This window comes from Streptomyces sp. GDS52, from assembly GCF_052246875.1.
Lineage (GTDB): Bacteria > Actinomycetota > Actinomycetes > Streptomycetales > Streptomycetaceae > Streptomyces > Streptomyces cathayae.
On record NZ_CM125966.1, the window covers coordinates 3,045,974 to 3,060,045 of the forward strand.

Genomic DNA, 14,072 nt, shown 5'->3' on the forward strand with positions numbered 1-14,072 from the left:
GGGTGAACGGCCCGCAGAGGCGTGCCGGAGCCGCGGACCCCGTCGTACCAACTTCCGGGAGCTGGGCTCTTTGCGCCGCCTCCATCGCCGCCGTGTCGCGGTCATGCCGGGGCACCGAAGGAAGCAATCATGAAAGCAGCGGTATATGAAGGACCGCGAACGGTCACGGTGAAGGACGTACCGGACGCGAAGATCGAACACCCCTGCGACATCATCGTCAAGATCACCACTACCAACATCTGCGGTTCGGACCTGCACATGTACGAGGGCCGCACCTCGTTCGAGTCCGGCCGCGCCCTGGGACACGAGAACATGGGCCAGGTCGTGGAGGTCGGCTCGGCCGTGCGCAAGGTCCAGGTCGGCGAGTACGTGGTCCTGCCCTTCAACATCGCCTGCGGCTTCTGCAAGCAGTGCGAGCGGGGTCTGACCAACTACTGCCTGACCATGCAGCCGGAACCGGCCCTCGCCGGAGCCGCCTACGGATTCGCCGACATGGGCCCCTACCAGGGCGGCCAGGCGGAGCTGCTGCGCGTGCCCTACGGCGACTTCAACGCGCTGCGTCTGGGCGAGGATGCCGCCGACCGGCAGACCGACTACGTGATGCTCGCCGACATCTTCCCCACCGGGTATCACGCCACCGAGATGGCAGGCGTCAAACCGGGTGACCAAACAATCGTCTTCGGGGCCGGTCCCGTCGGGCTGATGGCGGCCTACTCGGCCCTCCTCAAGGGCGCCGGCCGCGTCTGGGTGGCCGACCACCAGCCCGACCGGCTGCGCAAGGCGGAGGAGATCGGGGCCATCCCGATCAACACCGCCGAGCAGAAGCCGGCGGAGGTCGTCAAGGAGGCCACCCTCGGTCTGGGCGCCGACAACGGCTGTGAATGCGTCGGCTACCAGGCGCACGACCCCGAGGGACACGAGGACGCCAGCCTCACGCTCAACGGCCTGATCGACTCGGTCAGGTTCACCGGCGACATCGGCGTGGTGGGCGTGTTCCTGCCCCAGGACCCCGGCGGCGCGGAGGCCCAGGGGGAGCTGGAGGCACAGGGCAAGGTCCCGATCGACTTCGGCATGATGTGGTTCAAGGGCCAGCACATGGGCACCGGGCAGGCGCCGGTGAAGAAGTACAACCGGGCGCTGCGGGACCTGATCGCCGGCGAGAAGGCGAAGCCGAGCTTCGTCGTCTCCCACGAGCTCAGCCTGGACGAGGCCCCCACCGCCTACGAGCACTTCGACGCCCGTGACGAGGGCTGGACCAAGGTGGTCCTGCATCCCGACGGACACGGCAACGGCCACAAGCGGTGAGGGACCCCAGGGCCGCCGTCCGCCTGGCTCCCCCGGACCGGTCCGGGGGACGGGCGGCTATCGGCCCTGGCTTCGGCCGGGGTTGGACGGGCAGTTGTCGCCTGCGCCCCGGTCGGACCTGAACCAGCGGCGATCGGCCGCGTCCGGCCCGGTAGGACGGATGGCGGACCCCGCCCGCCCAGCTTGACGGGCGCGTACTCGACAGGCCGGGTCTGAACCCGCTCCTGAAGTCAAAGCCATGGATTCGCCGGTGATAACACCCGTCAAGCCCATGGCGCGCGTCACGTCCACGCCGCGACCGGACGGCTGCGCCGGTTCGGGTGACGGGAGTTGAGGATTGTATGCGGGCCAAGCGGAAACTCCGGAGTCGTCTGCTATGCGCGCTTCGCCTTCTCGCTCGAGTGACCCGACGCCTTCCGTTCACCTCACCGCACGTGGGGAGCGCTCATGAAAACAGACACCCGCTCCACCTCCCGCCTCCGGCACGATCCGCTCGTACGTGGCCTCGGCTGGGGCAGTGCGCTCCTGGGCGTGCCCCAGGTCGTCGCCCCGGCAGGCTTCGCCCGGGCACTGGGTGTGGGCGACACCTCCCGGCACCGCTCGGCCACGACCGCCGTCGGAGTGCGCGAGCTGGCGGCGGCGACCGGGCTGCTGGGGCGGCCCTATCCGGCCTGGCTCTGGGGCCGCGTCGGCGGCGACCTCATGGACCTGGCGGCGCTGGCCCGGGCCCTGAAGAACCACAACGGCCGCGGCCTCGGCCGCACCGTCGCCGCGACCGCCGCGGTCACCGCCATCACGGCCACGGACGTCTACGCGGCCGTGACCCGCACCCGTGGGAGCACCCCTATGGAACTGACCGCGGCCACCACCGTCACCCGGCCCCCGGACGAGGCCTACGGCCTCTGGAGCGACCTGGAGCGACTGCCGGACTTCATGGCGCACGTGGACGAGGTGCGCGTCACCGGCCCGCGCACCACCCACTGGCGGGCCGGCGCGCCGTTCGGCAAGGCGGTCGAATGGGACGCCGAGACCACTCAGGACGTCCCCGGCCGGCTGATCGCCTGGCGGTCGGCAGACGGTGCCGACATCGGCAACTCCGGCGAGGTCCGCTTCGTGCCTGCCCCCGGCGACCGGGGCACGGAGATCCGGGTGACCCTGCGCTACGACCTGCCCGGCGGGGCGCTGGGCGAGGCCGCGGCGCGCTACTTCGGCGAGGAACCGCACCAGCAGTTGGACGACGACCTGCGCCGCTTCAAGCAGATCGCGGAGACCGGCGAGGTCGTCCGCTCCGAGGGCGCACCCGGCGGCAAGCGGGCCCGCGGGGAGTTCCCGCAGCACCCGGCCCGACCGCTGACCGAGGACGAACTGAAGGAGGCCCTGGCATGAAGGCGAACTGCTGGACGGGACGCAACTCGGTCGAGGTGCAGGACGTCCCCGAACCGTCGATCCTGAACAGCCGCGACGCCATCGTGAAGATCACCTCGACGGCGATCTGCGGCTCCGACCTCCATCTGCTCGACGGCTACGTCCCCACCATGGAAAAGGGCGACATCATGGGCCATGAGTTCATGGGGGATGTCGTCGAGGTCGGCCCCGGCATCAGCGATGACAAACTGCGCGTCGGCGACCGGGTCGTCGTGCCCTTCCCGATCGCCTGCGGCGCCTGCGGGGCGTGCCGCGCGGAGCTGTACTCGTGCTGCGAGAACAGCAACCCCAACGCCGGCATGTCGGAGAAGTTCTTCGGTCACCCCACCGCCGGCATCTACGGCTACTCCCACCTCACCGGTGGCTTCGCCGGCGGCCAGGCCGAGCACGCCCGGGTGGTGCTCGCCGACGCCAACGCCCTCAAAATCGAGTCGGACCTCAGCGACAAGCAGGTGCTGTTCCTGTCCGACATCCTGCCGACCGGGTACATGGGCGCCGACATGTGCGACATCCAGGAAGGTGACGCCGTCGCCGTCTGGGGCGCCGGGCCGGTCGGCCAGTTCGCCATGGACAGCGCCCGGGTCCTGGGCGCGGAGAAGGTCATCGCGATCGACAAGGAGACCTACCGGCTCGACATGGCCGCCACCCAGGGGTACACGACCATCGACTTCGAAGACACCGACGTACGGTCGGCACTGCTCGAACTCACCGGCGGCCGGGGCCCCGACAAGTGCATCGACGCGGTCGGGCTGGAGGCCACACACGGTGCCTCCCACGTGCACCTCTACGACCGGGCCAAGCAGGCGGTCCGCTCCGAGACCGACCGGCCACACGCTCTGCGCCAGGCCATCCTGTCCTGCCGGAGCGGCGGCGTGGTGTCGGTCATCGGCGTCTACGGCGGGCTGATCGACAAGTTCCCGGCGGGTGCCTGGATGAACAGGTCCCTGACCCTGCGCACCGGGCAGTGCCACGTGCAGAAGTACATGAAGCCGCTGCTGGGTCTGATCGAGCAGGGCAAGATCGACCCCACCAGGGTCATCACCCACCGGCTGCCCCTGAGCGAGGCAGTGACCGGCTACGACCTGTTCAAGAACAAGAAGGACCGCTGCGAGAAGGTCGTCCTCACGCCGTGAGGGCCGCGCGGAACCGTCAGCGGTGCGCTGGGCGCCGGCTGGGAGGACGACCGTGTGGTGGGTCGGGCCGCCTCCGGGGTCCGTCAGGGGGAGGGTCAGCGCCAGGACACGGACTGGCCCGCCACCGGCCGACGCCCCTCGGGGCCAGCGGTGCGAACCAGGTTGCCCGTCTGCTCCCGGTGCTCGTGCACGAGGCGGATCGCCATGGCACCCTCACCGGCCGCCGAGGCCACCCGTTTGACCGAGCCGCTCCTGACGTCGCCGGCGGCGAAGACCCCGGGAAGGGTGGTCTCCAGCAGCAAAGGACCACGGCCGAGCGAGGCCCACCGGGTCGCGTCGGCCGCCGCCTGGGCGTCGGCGCCGGTGAGGACGAAGCCCTTCTCGTCCAGGGCCAGCACGCCCCTGAGCCATTCCGTGCGCGGCCGGGCCCCGATGAACACGAACAGCGCCGCGGCCCGCAGCTCCCGGCGCTCACTGCTTGCGTTGTCCTCCACGATCAGCGACTCCAGCTTCTCCTCCCCGGAGACGCCCCGGACTTCGGTGTGGAGCAGTACCTCGATCTTCGGGTGCCGTTCCACCTGGTCCACCAGGTAGCGCGACATGTCCGCGTTGAGGTCACCGCCCCGGACGAGGAGGTGGACCCTGGACGCGTGGTTCGCGAGGAACAGCGCCGCCTGCCCGGCGGAGTTCCCGCCGCCGACCACGGCGACCGGGTCCGCCTGGCAGAGACTGGCCTCGTGGACCGTCGCCGCGTAGTAGACGCTGATACCCTCCAGGCGGTCGATGCCAGGCACCTCGAGCCTGCGGTACCACACGCCCGCGGCGAGCACCACGGCGCCCGCCCGGGCCCGGGACCCGTCTGTGAAGGTGACTACGTACTCGTCGTCCTGCGGGGTGAGCCCGCTGACCTGGGCCGGCACCATGAGGCGGGCGCCGAACTTGTGGGCCTGGAGCACCGCGCGTTCGATGAGCTCGCCCCCGGAGATGCCCGACGGGAAGCCAAGGTAGTTCTCGATTCGAGACGAGGTACCGGCCTGGCCTCCGGTGGCCACGGCGTCGACGGTGACCGTGGTGAGGCCGTCGGAGGCACCGTACACGGCGGCGGCGAGTCCCGCGGGGCCCGCACCGACCACCATGACGTCGTACCGCCCGGCCTCCGGTGAGGGGGCGGGCAGCCCGATGAGCCGGGCGAGTTCGGCGTTGCTCGGATTGCGCAGCACCCGCTCGCCCTCCCAGAGGACTACCGGAGTCTCCTCGGGACGGATGGCGAACCGACGCAGCAGCGCCTCCGCCTCCTTGTCCTTCTCCAGATCCACCCAGCGGTGGGGCAGCCGGTTGCGGGCGGCGAACTCACGCAGCCGCAGCGTGTCCGGTGAATAACACGACCCCAGGATCCGGAAGCCGGCGCCGAGGCCGATGAGCAGATACCTGCGGCCCAGGTAAGCGCGGAGGATCAGGTCGCCGAGAACGGGGTCGCGGCCGACCAGGGCGCGTTGCCGCTCCACCGGTACGGCCAGGATCTCGCCCGCCCCGCGCACCACGGCGGTGTCGAACGCCGCCTGGCCCTCCAGCAGCCCGAGTTCACCCAGGAACCTGCCGGGTCCGTGCACCGCCACCGTGCGCTCGTCGGGCCCGCCGTGGTCATGGAGGATCTCGACGGTCCCGCTGAGGATCGCGAGGAACTCCCGGAACGGCTCGCCCTCCCGGTACAGCACCTCGCCCTCGGCGGTCCTGCGGCGCTCACCGTGCGCGGTCAGGTGCTGGAGCTGCTCCGGTGTCAGGCGCGGGAACGCCCCGTACCGGTCCGGTGTCTCGCGGACCGCACCATGCTTGTGCTCGGCCGCGCTCATCAGACCAGGACCTCGTGGACGTAGCACCAGCGCCAGTCCTCTCCCGGCTGGAAGGACTGCACGACGGGGTGACCGGCGCTGCCCGCGTGCCGCCTGGCGTGCTTGAGGGGCGAGGAGTCGCAGCAGCCGACGTGCCCGCAGGTGAGGCAGAGCCGCAGGTGCACCCACGGGGAATGCTCCATGAGGCACTCCTCGCAGCCCTCCGGGGTACGCGGCGTCACTGGGCGCACCATCGCCAGGTGCGGGTCGGGAATCGTGGCCATGAGGGTTCTCCTTCCGTGAATGGGACCACTCAGCCGCGGCCCGCGATGATCTCCTCCACTGCGGTGGCTCCGGACGGGCAAGGTCATCGCCCATCACCTCCGTCTTTTCGTGGGTTCGCGGCAGTACCGCCTTCTTCGCCCGGCGCGGCGGACTGGTCGGGCGAAGGTGCCTGTTTCCGTGGAGGCGGTCATGGTTCACACCTCGATCGCCGAGCCGGCGGCGGTATGGCCGAGGTGCTCGTGGACGTGATGGACGGCCATCGCTCCCTCGCCGACCGCGGAGGCGACCCGCTTCGCGGAGCCGCGGCGGACGTCGCCCGCCGCGAAGACCCCGGGCAGTCCGGTCCCGAGGGACGCGCAGTTCCGTACTGCGGTTTCGTGGGGCTCCCGCGGTGGCCGGTCCATCGTGTTCACCCTCCTGCAGTGGTTTGCCGGCTCACCATCGCCTGCTCGACCCACGAGCGCAGGACGTGCGCGGGTGCCGCCCCGGCCTGCCGGGCGACCGTCTCGCCCTGGTCCAGGACGAGCAGGGTCGGCACCGCCTGCACCTCGAACCGCCGGCTGAGCCGCGGGTTCTTGTCGACGTCGACCTTGACGAGCTTGATCTGTCCGGCGAGGTCGCGGGCGACCTGTTCGAGGGCGGGGCTGACCATGCGGCAGGGGCCGCACCAGGTGGCCCAGAGGTCGACGACGACGGGCTGGGCGGCGTTGTCGGCGACCTCGGCGAAGTCGTCGTCGCCCGCGTCGACGATCCAGGGCAGGGGCTGCTTGCAGTGGCCGCATTTGGGGCGGCCCTCGGCGGCCACGGGAATCCGGTTGCCGCGCCCGCACTTCGGGCAGGTCACCGTCGTCGTCCGGGTGGTGTTCACGCCGCCCTCGCTTCCCGGGCCCCCTCCTGCTGGTCGTAGGTGACCACCAGCTCTCCGTGCTCGGCGTCGACGCGGACCGTCGCGCCGTCCTGGACGTCGCCGCGCAGCAGGGCGCGTCCGACCAGTGTCTCGACCTCGTGGGAGATGTAGCGCCGCAGCGGCCGGGCCCCGTACACCGGGTCGTAGCCCTGGTGGGCGATCAGCTCGCGTGCTGCATCGGTGAGTTCGACGGTGATGCGGCGTTCAGCGACCCGCCGCCGCAGCTCGTCGAACTGCAGCTCCACGATCCGCTCGATCTGGCGCTCACCGAGCGGTTTGAACAGCACGATGTCGTCGACGCGGTTGAGGAACTCCGGGCGGAAGTGCCCGCGCAGCTCGCCCATCACCAGGGCGCGGGCGTCGGGCTTGATCTCACCCTCGGCGGTGGCGCCGTCGAGGAGGTGCTCGGAGCCGATGTTGGACGTCATGATGATCACGGTGTTGCGGAAGTCGACGGTGTGGCCCTGAGCATCGGTGATGCGGCCGTCGTCGAGGATCTGCAGCAGGGTGTTGAAGACATCGGTGTGCGCCTTCTCGATCTCGTCGAACAGCACAACCGAGTACGGCTTGCGGCGTACGGCCTCGGTGAGCTGGCCGCCTTCCTCGTAGCCGACGTATCCGGGCGGTGCGCCCATGAGCCGGCTGACGGTGTGCCGCTCCTGGTACTCACTCATGTCGAGGCGGACCATGTTCTCCTCGGAGTCGAACAGGGCCCGGGCGAGGGTCTTGGCCAGCTCGGTCTTCCCGACGCCGGTGGGGCCGAGGAAGATGAACGAGCCGATGGGGCGGCGAGGGTCGCGGATGCCGGAGCGGGCGCGGATGATGGCGTCGGCGACGAGCTTGACGGCCTCGTCCTGGCCGATGACGCGCTCGCGCAGGATCTCGTCGAGGCGCAGCAGTTTCTCGCGTTCGCCCTCCTGGAGGCGGGCGACCGGGATGCCGGTCCAGGCGGCGACGATCTCGGCGATCTCCTCCTCGGTGACGACCTCGCGCAGCAGCCGGTTCTGCCCTTGTTTGGCGGCCAGTTGGTCCTCCTCTGCGGCAAGTCGGCGCTCCAGGTCCTGGAGGCGGCCGTAGCGGAGTTCGGCGGCGCGGTTGAGGTCGTAGGCGCGTTCGGCCTCCTCCGCCTCGTGGCGGACCTGCTCCAGTTCCTGGCGCAGTTCCTGCACGCGGCGGATCGCCTGCCGTTCGGCCTCCCACTGGGCGTGTTTGGCGTCGGCCTCGCCGCGCAGGTCGGCCAGTTCCCTGCGCAGTTCCTCCAGGCGGGCTTTGCTGGCGGGATCGGTCTCCTTGGACAGGGCCGCCTCCTCGATCTCCAGGCGGGTGACACGGCGGGTGATCTCGTCGAGTTCGGCGGGCATGGAGTCGATCTCGGTACGCAGCCGGGCGCACGCCTCGTCGACGAGGTCGATGGCCTTGTCGGGCAGGAACCGGTCGGTGATGTAGCGGTGGCTGAGGGTGGCCGCGGAGACCAGCGCGGTGTCCTGGATCTTCACGCCGTGGAAGACCTCCAGGCGTTCGCGCAGTCCGCGCAGGATGGAGATGGTGTCCTCCACGCTCGGCTCGTCGACCAGCACCTGCTGGAAGCGGCGTTCGAGGGCAGCGTCCTTCTCGATGTGCTTGCGGTACTCGTCGAGGGTGGTGGCGCCGATCATGTGCAGTTCGCCGCGGGCGAGCATCGGCTTGAGCATGTTGCCCGCGTCCATGGCCCCTTCGGCGGCGCCCGCGCCGACGACGGTGTGCAGTTCGTCGACGAAGAGCAGGATGCGCCCCTGGGCGGCCTTGACCTCGCTGAGCACGGCCTTGAGGCGTTCCTCGAACTCACCGCGGTACTTGGCGCCGGCGACCAGGGAGCCCATGTCGAGGGCGAACACAGTCTTGTCGCGCAGCCCTTCGGGCACGTCGCCGCGGACGATGCGCTGGGCGAGACCCTCGACGATGGCGGTCTTGCCGACGCCGGGGTCGCCGATGAGGACCGGGTTGTTCTTGGACTTGCGGCTGAGGATCTGGGTGACGCGGCGGATCTCGGCGTCCCGGCCGATGACCGGGTCGAGCCTGCCGTCCCTGGCCTCGGCGACGAGATCGCGGCCGTACTTCTCCAGAGCCTCGTAGGCCACTTCGGGGTTGGCCGAGGTGACGCGCTGGTTGCCGCGGACCTGGGTGAGCGCGCTCAGGAACGAGTCCCGGGTGATGCCGGCCTCCTTGAGCAGCCGCCCGGCGGCGGTTGAAGGGCCCTCCTCAGCCAGGGCGAGCAGGAGGTGCTCCACGGACACGTACTCGTCCTTGAGGCGTTTGGCCTCCCGTTCGGCCGCGTCGAGCAGGCGGGCGAGGCGCTGAGTGACGAAGACCTGGCCGGGTGCCGCGCCGGGGCCGGTGACCTTCGGGCGGCGGGAGAGTTCCTCGCGCACGGCCGCGCGCAGTTCCTTCGGCTCGGTGCCGGCCTCTTGCAGCAACCGCGGGATCAGACCGTCCTCCTGATCGAGAAGTGCGAGCAGCAGGTGTTCCCCGTCGACCTCGGTCTGTCCCATGCGGACGGCCGCGGTCTGGGCCTCCTGGAGGGCTTCCTGGGACTTCTGGGTGAGACGGTTCATGTCCATGGGGGTGTTTCACTCCTCGTGCCGCGGCCGCGCAGGGCGGCTTCGAGCAGGCTGATGCGGTCCAGCAGGTCCAGCACCAGGCCGATGGATGCGTAGTTGAGGCAGAGTCCGGAGCGCAGCCGCTGGATGCGGGCGAGGACCGCCGGCGCCGTGGGGTCGAACACCAGGTGCCCCGCGGCATCGCGCTCGGCGTCGACCAGGCCGAGGGCGACGAACCGGCGGATCAGATCGGGGTGAAGGCCCGAGCGACGGGCCACGGCGTCCAGCGAGAGCCTGGGGACGGGCACGAGCGCGTACCGGACAGCCGCCGAGGCGGTGGCGTGGGCGCCCGTCCGTACCGGACGGGCGCCCACGCCGTCCCGGCCGATGCCTGCCGCTCCCGCGGGTCGGTCGTTCATCGCGTCCTCCTGGGGTCGAACGAGGAGGTGGCGGCGAGCTCCTCGAACAGTTCGCGCTCCCGGTCGCCGAGGGCGGGCGGCACCATGACGCGGAGTTCGGCGTACAGGTCGCCGTTCGCGCCGCGCGGGTTCGGCATGCCCTCGCCGCGCAGCCGCAGCCGCCGGCCGCTGGACGAGCCCGCGGGCACCGTGACCTTGGCCGTGCCACCGCCGGGGGTGGGCACCGGCACGGTCGCACCCAGGGCCGCCTCCCAGGGGGCGACCGGGACCTGGACGTACACGTCGCGGCCGTCCAGCCGGAACCGGGGGTGGGGCTGGATACGCACCCGCAGGTACAGGTCGCCCGCGGGGGCGGCACCATTGCCCCGGCCGCCCTCCCCCGCCAGCCGGATGCGCTGCCCGTCGGTGACGCCCGGCGGCACGACGACCTCGTACCGCCGCGGCTGCCCCGTGGGACCGGCGAGCGTGACGGTGCGACGGCCGCCTCGGTACGCCTCCTCGACGGTGAGCGGCAGTTCGGCCTCCTGGTCCGCTCCGGGGACGCCGCCTTGGGCGGCGCCGGCTCCGAACATGGAGCCGAGCAGGTCCTCGATGTCGATGCCCTCCGCTGCGAAGTCGTCGCCGAAGCCGGTGGTGTACCGGACGCGGGGGCCGCCCGCGCCCGCGGTCCTCCGAGCGCGGAAGCCGCCGCCCGCTCCGGCCGCGACCCGTTCGTCGAAGTCCTCGGGGATCTTGCGGAAGTCCTCGCCGAAGCGGTCGTAACGGGCCCGGGTCTTCGGGTCCGACAAGACGCTGTATGCCTCGTTGAGGTCCTTGAAGCGTTCCTCCGCCCCCGGGTCCTTGTTGACGTCGGGGTGGTACTTGCGGGCGAGCTTGCGATATGCCTGCTGGATCTCGTCCTGGCTCGCGGTCCGCGACACGCCCAGCACCTCGTAGAAGTCCCGTGCCATGACCGGTCACTCCCGCTTCGCGACCGTCACGGCGGCGGGCCTGAGCTGCCGTTCGCCGTCCCCGTAGCCCGGGCGCAGCACCTCGACGACCGTGCCCGGTGCGGCGTCGGGGTCCTGGACGACGCCGACCACCTCGTGCCGGGCCGGGTCGAAGGCGACGCCGGTCTCCGCGTGCCGCGGGTAGCCGAGCAGTTCGAGGACGTTCACCGCCTGGTCGTGGACCGCCCGGATGCCCTCCACGATCGCGCCGGGGTCGGCTCCGGCATGGGTCAGGGCGAGCTCGAGGTTGTCCAGGACGGGCAGGAAGACGGCCGCCGTACGGGAACGCTCGACCGTCCGCTCCCGCTCCAGTTCCCTGGCGTGGCGCTTGCGGAGGTTGTCGAGGTCGGCGAGCGCGCGCCGCCAGCGGTCCTCCAGTTCCTGGATCGCGGTCGTGTACTCGTCCTCGGCAGGCGTGGGGCCGGCGGCGTCGGGTCCCGGTTCGTCGTGCGCCGCTTCCGGCCGGGGCGGCGGGCCCGGTTGCGGCAAATCCCCGCGAGGAGGGCGTACGGCGCCTTCCGGGACCGGTTCGACCGGCTCCGACGCGGCCCGGTCGGGTTCCTGGGGGTGGCTGGGCATGGCGCACCTCAGTCCTTGTCGAACTCGGCGTCGATGACGTCGTCGTCACCGCCACCGCCACTCGGGCCACCGGTCGCGCCGCCCCCGGTGGTGTCCTGGCCGGAACCGCCCGTGGCGGCGGCCTGATGGGCCGCCAGCCCGGCGAGCACCTGCTGGAGTTCGGAGGCCAGGGGCCGCACGCGCTCCACGCCCGCCTCTTCCTTGACCGCCGCCCGGGCGTCGGACACGAGCATCTCGGCGCGTGCCTTCTCGTGCGTGGGCGCTGCGTCGCCCAGTTCGGCGAGGCGCTTCTCGACCTGGTAGGCGACGGCGTCGAGCTCGTTGCGGGCGTCGACGGCCTCGCGGAGTGCCTGGTCCTGGCCCCGGTTGCGCTCGGCCTCCTGGACCATGCGTTCGACCTCACTGCGGTCCAGGTTGGAGCTCTCGCTGATGGTGATGCCCTGTTCCTTGCCGGTGTCCCGGTCGCGGGCCCTGACGTTGAGGATGCCGTTGGCGTCGATGTCGAAGGTGACCTCGATCTGTGGTTCGCCCCGCGGCGCCGGCCGGATGTCGGTGAGCTGGAACCGGCCGAGCACCCGGTTGTCGGCGGCCCGCTCGCGCTCGCCCTGGAGGACCACCACATCGACGGCCGGCTGGTTGTCCTCGGCGGTGGAGAAGGTCTCGGTACGGCGCACCGGGATGGTGGTGTTCCGCTCGATGATCTTCGTCATCACTCCGCCGCGCGTCTCTATGCCCAGCGACAAGGGTGTGACGTCGAGCAGCAGGACGTCCTTGACCTCGCCCTTGAGCACCCCGGCCTGGATCGCGGCGCCCAGGGCCACGACCTCATCGGGGTTGACGCTCATGTTGGGTTCCTTGCCGCCGGTCAGCCGGCGGACCAGGGCCTGGACCGCCGGGATACGTGTGGAGCCGCCTACGAGGATGACCTCGTCGATGTCGCTCTCGCCGGCCTTGGCGTCGGCCAGTGCCTGCTGGAGCGGTCCCAGGCAACGCTCCACCAGGTCGCCGGTGATCTGCTCGAACGTGGACCGCATGATCGAGTCGGTGAGGTGCTTGGGGCCCGAGGCGTCGGCGGTGATGAACGGCAGGCTGACCTGCGTCTGCGTCACCGAACTGAGCTCGGTCTTGGCCTTCTCCGACGCCTCGAACAGTCGTTGCAGCGCCTGCGGGTCCTTGCGCAGGTCGATGCCGTTCTCCTTCTGGAAGTCGTCCGCGAGGTAATCCACCAGACGCCGGTCGAAGTCGTCGCCGCCCAGGTGGCTGTCGCCGGCGGTGGAGCGCACCTCCACCACGCCGTCGCCGACGTCGAGGATGCTCACGTCGAAGGTGCCGCCGCCCAGGTCGAAGACGAGGACGGTCTCGTGCTGCTTCTTGTCCATGCCGTACGCGAGGGCGGCCGCCGTCGGCTCGTTGATGATCCGCAGCACCTCCAGTCCCGCGATCCGTCCGGCGTCCTTGGTGGCGGTGCGCTGAGCGTCGTTGAAGTAGGCGGGCACCGTGATGACCGCCTCCGTGACCCGTTCCCCCAGCTGCTTGGAGGCGTCGTCGGCGAGTTTGCGCAGCACCTGTGCGCTGATCTCCTCAGGCGCGTACAGCTTGTCGCGCACCTTGAAGCGGGCCGCCCCGCCGTCGCCCTCGACGACGTCGTACGCCACCGCCCTGGCCTCGTCGGAGATCTCGTCGAAGTGCCGGCCGATGAACCGCTTGGCCGAGTAGATGGTCCCCTTGGGGTTGAGGATCGCCTGGCGCCGGGCCAGCTGGCCCACCAGGCGCTCGCCGGTATCGGTGAAGGCCACCACGGACGGTGTCGTGCGGTTGCCCTCGCTGTTGGGCACGACGGACGGCTCGCCGCCCTCCCACACGGCGATCACCGAGTTGGTGGTGCCCAGGTCGATGCCCACTGCCTTCGCCATGAGGAACTCCTCCCGGTCCGGCGCCTGCGCCGACTTTCCGGATCACGTTTTTCAGGTACGAGTGGGACCTCCGCCGGTGGTCTGCATCGCGCCGATCAGCCGTACAGCCTCATCGGCGACCGCCTCGTCCACGACGACCTCGTACCGGCTCGGCTGCATCGAGCGGAGCGAGGCGAAATCCCGGCGACCGCCCTGCAGGGCGTGCAGCAGCATGCCGAACAGCGCGCCGACGATCGCTCCGAAGATCAGCCCGTACAGGGCGAGGAGCAGGACGGAGACGACGGGGTCGAGCCAGTTCACAAGGCCGAACAGCCAGCCGATCAGGACACCGGGGAGCGCACCGCTCGCCGCTCCGTGAAGGGCGGCCCTGCCGTAGTCCATCCGGCCGATCACTTGCTCGACCAGGCGCACGTCCTGGCCGATGATCGCCACCCTCTCCACGGGAAATCCATGGTCAGAGAGATGGTCAACGGCGCGTTCGGCTTCCCCGTACGTCTCGTACGAGGCAACCGGCCTGCGATGCTGCTCGGTCATCGCCCAGTCCTTCCTGCCGGTGCGCACGGAGGGTTCCGAACACTCCCCAGAGTGGCCAGCCGAGTGGCTCCACGCCTGCGCCTGGCGAGTCAGAAATGCACGGGTCCGGTCGCCCCACGAGTACGAGAGGAAGAATCCGAACATCTCGGATGAGCCGACCCGCGAGCGGGTACCCGGA

General features: G+C 70.7%; 13 protein-coding genes. 3 read left to right on the plus strand and 10 right to left on the minus strand.

Features of this window, described 5'->3' with window-relative positions:
* The first annotated feature begins 129 nt into the window (after nucleotides 1-129).
* The 3 genes from ACTWJ9_RS13770 to ACTWJ9_RS13780 all read left to right on the plus strand — a co-directional run bounded on the left by ACTWJ9_RS13770 (nucleotide 130) and on the right by ACTWJ9_RS13780 (nucleotide 3,863).
* Entirely contained in the window at nucleotides 130-1,305 is a 1,176-nt protein-coding gene (locus ACTWJ9_RS13770) for a glutathione-independent formaldehyde dehydrogenase (RefSeq protein ID WP_384211574.1), read from the plus strand.
* Between the two features lie 447 nt (nucleotides 1,306-1,752).
* Nucleotides 1,753-2,691, plus strand: a complete 939-nt coding sequence (locus ACTWJ9_RS13775) for an SRPBCC family protein (protein WP_384211577.1) — start codon at nucleotides 1,753-1,755, stop codon at nucleotides 2,689-2,691.
* Nucleotides 2,688-3,863, plus strand: a complete 1,176-nt coding sequence (locus ACTWJ9_RS13780; protein ID WP_387039534.1) for a zinc-dependent alcohol dehydrogenase — start codon at nucleotides 2,688-2,690, stop codon at nucleotides 3,861-3,863. Before ACTWJ9_RS13775 ends, ACTWJ9_RS13780 begins: the two co-directional genes overlap by 4 nt.
* A 95-nt stretch (nucleotides 3,864-3,958) precedes the next feature.
* Here the strand turns inward: ACTWJ9_RS13780 and ACTWJ9_RS13785 are convergent, their stop codons facing one another.
* The 10 genes from ACTWJ9_RS13785 to ACTWJ9_RS13830 form a co-directional block, all read right to left on the minus strand.
* Entirely contained in the window at nucleotides 3,959-5,713 is a 1,755-nt protein-coding gene (locus tag ACTWJ9_RS13785; protein WP_387039532.1) for an FAD-dependent oxidoreductase, read from the minus strand.
* Nucleotides 5,713-5,976, minus strand: a complete 264-nt coding sequence (locus ACTWJ9_RS13790; RefSeq protein WP_109377547.1) for a UBP-type zinc finger domain-containing protein — start codon at nucleotides 5,974-5,976, stop codon at nucleotides 5,713-5,715. The genes ACTWJ9_RS13785 and ACTWJ9_RS13790 overlap by 1 nt, the downstream gene beginning before the upstream one ends.
* 195 nt (nucleotides 5,977-6,171) lie before the next feature.
* Entirely contained in the window at nucleotides 6,172-6,381 is a 210-nt protein-coding gene (locus ACTWJ9_RS13795) for a hypothetical protein (RefSeq protein WP_387039552.1), read from the minus strand.
* Between the two features lie 5 nt (nucleotides 6,382-6,386).
* Nucleotides 6,387-6,845, minus strand: a complete 459-nt coding sequence (gene trxA, locus ACTWJ9_RS13800) for a thioredoxin (RefSeq protein WP_387039530.1) — start codon at nucleotides 6,843-6,845, stop codon at nucleotides 6,387-6,389.
* Nucleotides 6,842-9,481 (minus strand): ATP-dependent chaperone ClpB, encoded by a 2,640-nt coding sequence (clpB, locus tag ACTWJ9_RS13805; protein WP_384211589.1) that lies wholly within the window; start codon nucleotides 9,479-9,481, stop codon nucleotides 6,842-6,844. The genes trxA and clpB overlap by 4 nt, the downstream gene beginning before the upstream one ends.
* Entirely contained in the window at nucleotides 9,472-9,879 is a 408-nt protein-coding gene (locus ACTWJ9_RS13810; RefSeq protein ID WP_443295759.1) for a chaperone modulator CbpM, read from the minus strand. The genes clpB and ACTWJ9_RS13810 overlap by 10 nt, the downstream gene beginning before the upstream one ends.
* Nucleotides 9,876-10,829: a DnaJ C-terminal domain-containing protein gene (locus ACTWJ9_RS13815; protein WP_443295760.1), complete on the minus strand. Its 954-nt coding sequence runs from the start codon at nucleotides 10,827-10,829 to the stop codon at nucleotides 9,876-9,878. Before ACTWJ9_RS13815 ends, ACTWJ9_RS13810 begins: the two co-directional genes overlap by 4 nt.
* Before the next feature lie 6 nt (nucleotides 10,830-10,835).
* The gene (locus ACTWJ9_RS13820) at nucleotides 10,836-11,447 is read right to left on the minus strand and encodes a nucleotide exchange factor GrpE (RefSeq protein ID WP_443295761.1); all 612 of its coding nucleotides are present in this window, start codon (nucleotides 11,445-11,447) and stop codon (nucleotides 10,836-10,838) included.
* A gap of 8 nt (nucleotides 11,448-11,455) precedes the next feature.
* Nucleotides 11,456-13,360: a molecular chaperone DnaK gene (gene dnaK, locus ACTWJ9_RS13825; protein WP_387041778.1), complete on the minus strand. Its 1,905-nt coding sequence runs from the start codon at nucleotides 13,358-13,360 to the stop codon at nucleotides 11,456-11,458.
* A 51-nt stretch (nucleotides 13,361-13,411) separates the two neighbouring features.
* Nucleotides 13,412-13,894: a general stress protein gene (locus tag ACTWJ9_RS13830; protein WP_384213365.1), complete on the minus strand. Its 483-nt coding sequence runs from the start codon at nucleotides 13,892-13,894 to the stop codon at nucleotides 13,412-13,414.
* Between the last annotated feature and the right edge of the window lie 178 nt (nucleotides 13,895-14,072).

What these genes read in the sequence shown, in the direction of transcription:
- ACTWJ9_RS13775 (WP_384211577.1), top strand. Translation starts at nt 1,753, where the DNA reads ATGAAAACAGACACCCGCTCCACCTCCCGCCTCCGGCACGATCCGCTC.
- ACTWJ9_RS13790 (WP_109377547.1), bottom strand. Translation starts at nt 5,976, where the DNA reads ATGGCCACGATTCCCGACCCGCACCTGGCGATGGTGCGCCCAGTGACG.
- clpB (WP_384211589.1), bottom strand. Translation starts at nt 9,481, where the DNA reads ATGGACATGAACCGTCTCACCCAGAAGTCCCAGGAAGCCCTCCAGGAG.
- ACTWJ9_RS13810 (WP_443295759.1), bottom strand. Translation starts at nt 9,879, where the DNA reads ATGAACGACCGACCCGCGGGAGCGGCAGGCATCGGCCGGGACGGCGTG.
- ACTWJ9_RS13815 (WP_443295760.1), bottom strand. Translation starts at nt 10,829, where the DNA reads ATGGCACGGGACTTCTACGAGGTGCTGGGCGTGTCGCGGACCGCGAGC.
- dnaK (WP_387041778.1), bottom strand. Translation starts at nt 13,360, where the DNA reads ATGGCGAAGGCAGTGGGCATCGACCTGGGCACCACCAACTCGGTGATC.
- ACTWJ9_RS13785 (WP_387039532.1), bottom strand. Translation starts at nt 5,713, where the DNA reads ATGAGCGCGGCCGAGCACAAGCATGGTGCGGTCCGCGAGACACCGGAC.
- ACTWJ9_RS13830 (WP_384213365.1), bottom strand. Translation starts at nt 13,894, where the DNA reads ATGACCGAGCAGCATCGCAGGCCGGTTGCCTCGTACGAGACGTACGGG.
- ACTWJ9_RS13780 (WP_387039534.1), top strand. Translation starts at nt 2,688, where the DNA reads ATGAAGGCGAACTGCTGGACGGGACGCAACTCGGTCGAGGTGCAGGAC.
- ACTWJ9_RS13795 (WP_387039552.1), bottom strand. Translation starts at nt 6,381, where the DNA reads ATGGACCGGCCACCGCGGGAGCCCCACGAAACCGCAGTACGGAACTGC.
- ACTWJ9_RS13770 (WP_384211574.1), top strand. Translation starts at nt 130, where the DNA reads ATGAAAGCAGCGGTATATGAAGGACCGCGAACGGTCACGGTGAAGGAC.
- ACTWJ9_RS13820 (WP_443295761.1), bottom strand. Translation starts at nt 11,447, where the DNA reads ATGCCCAGCCACCCCCAGGAACCCGACCGGGCCGCGTCGGAGCCGGTC.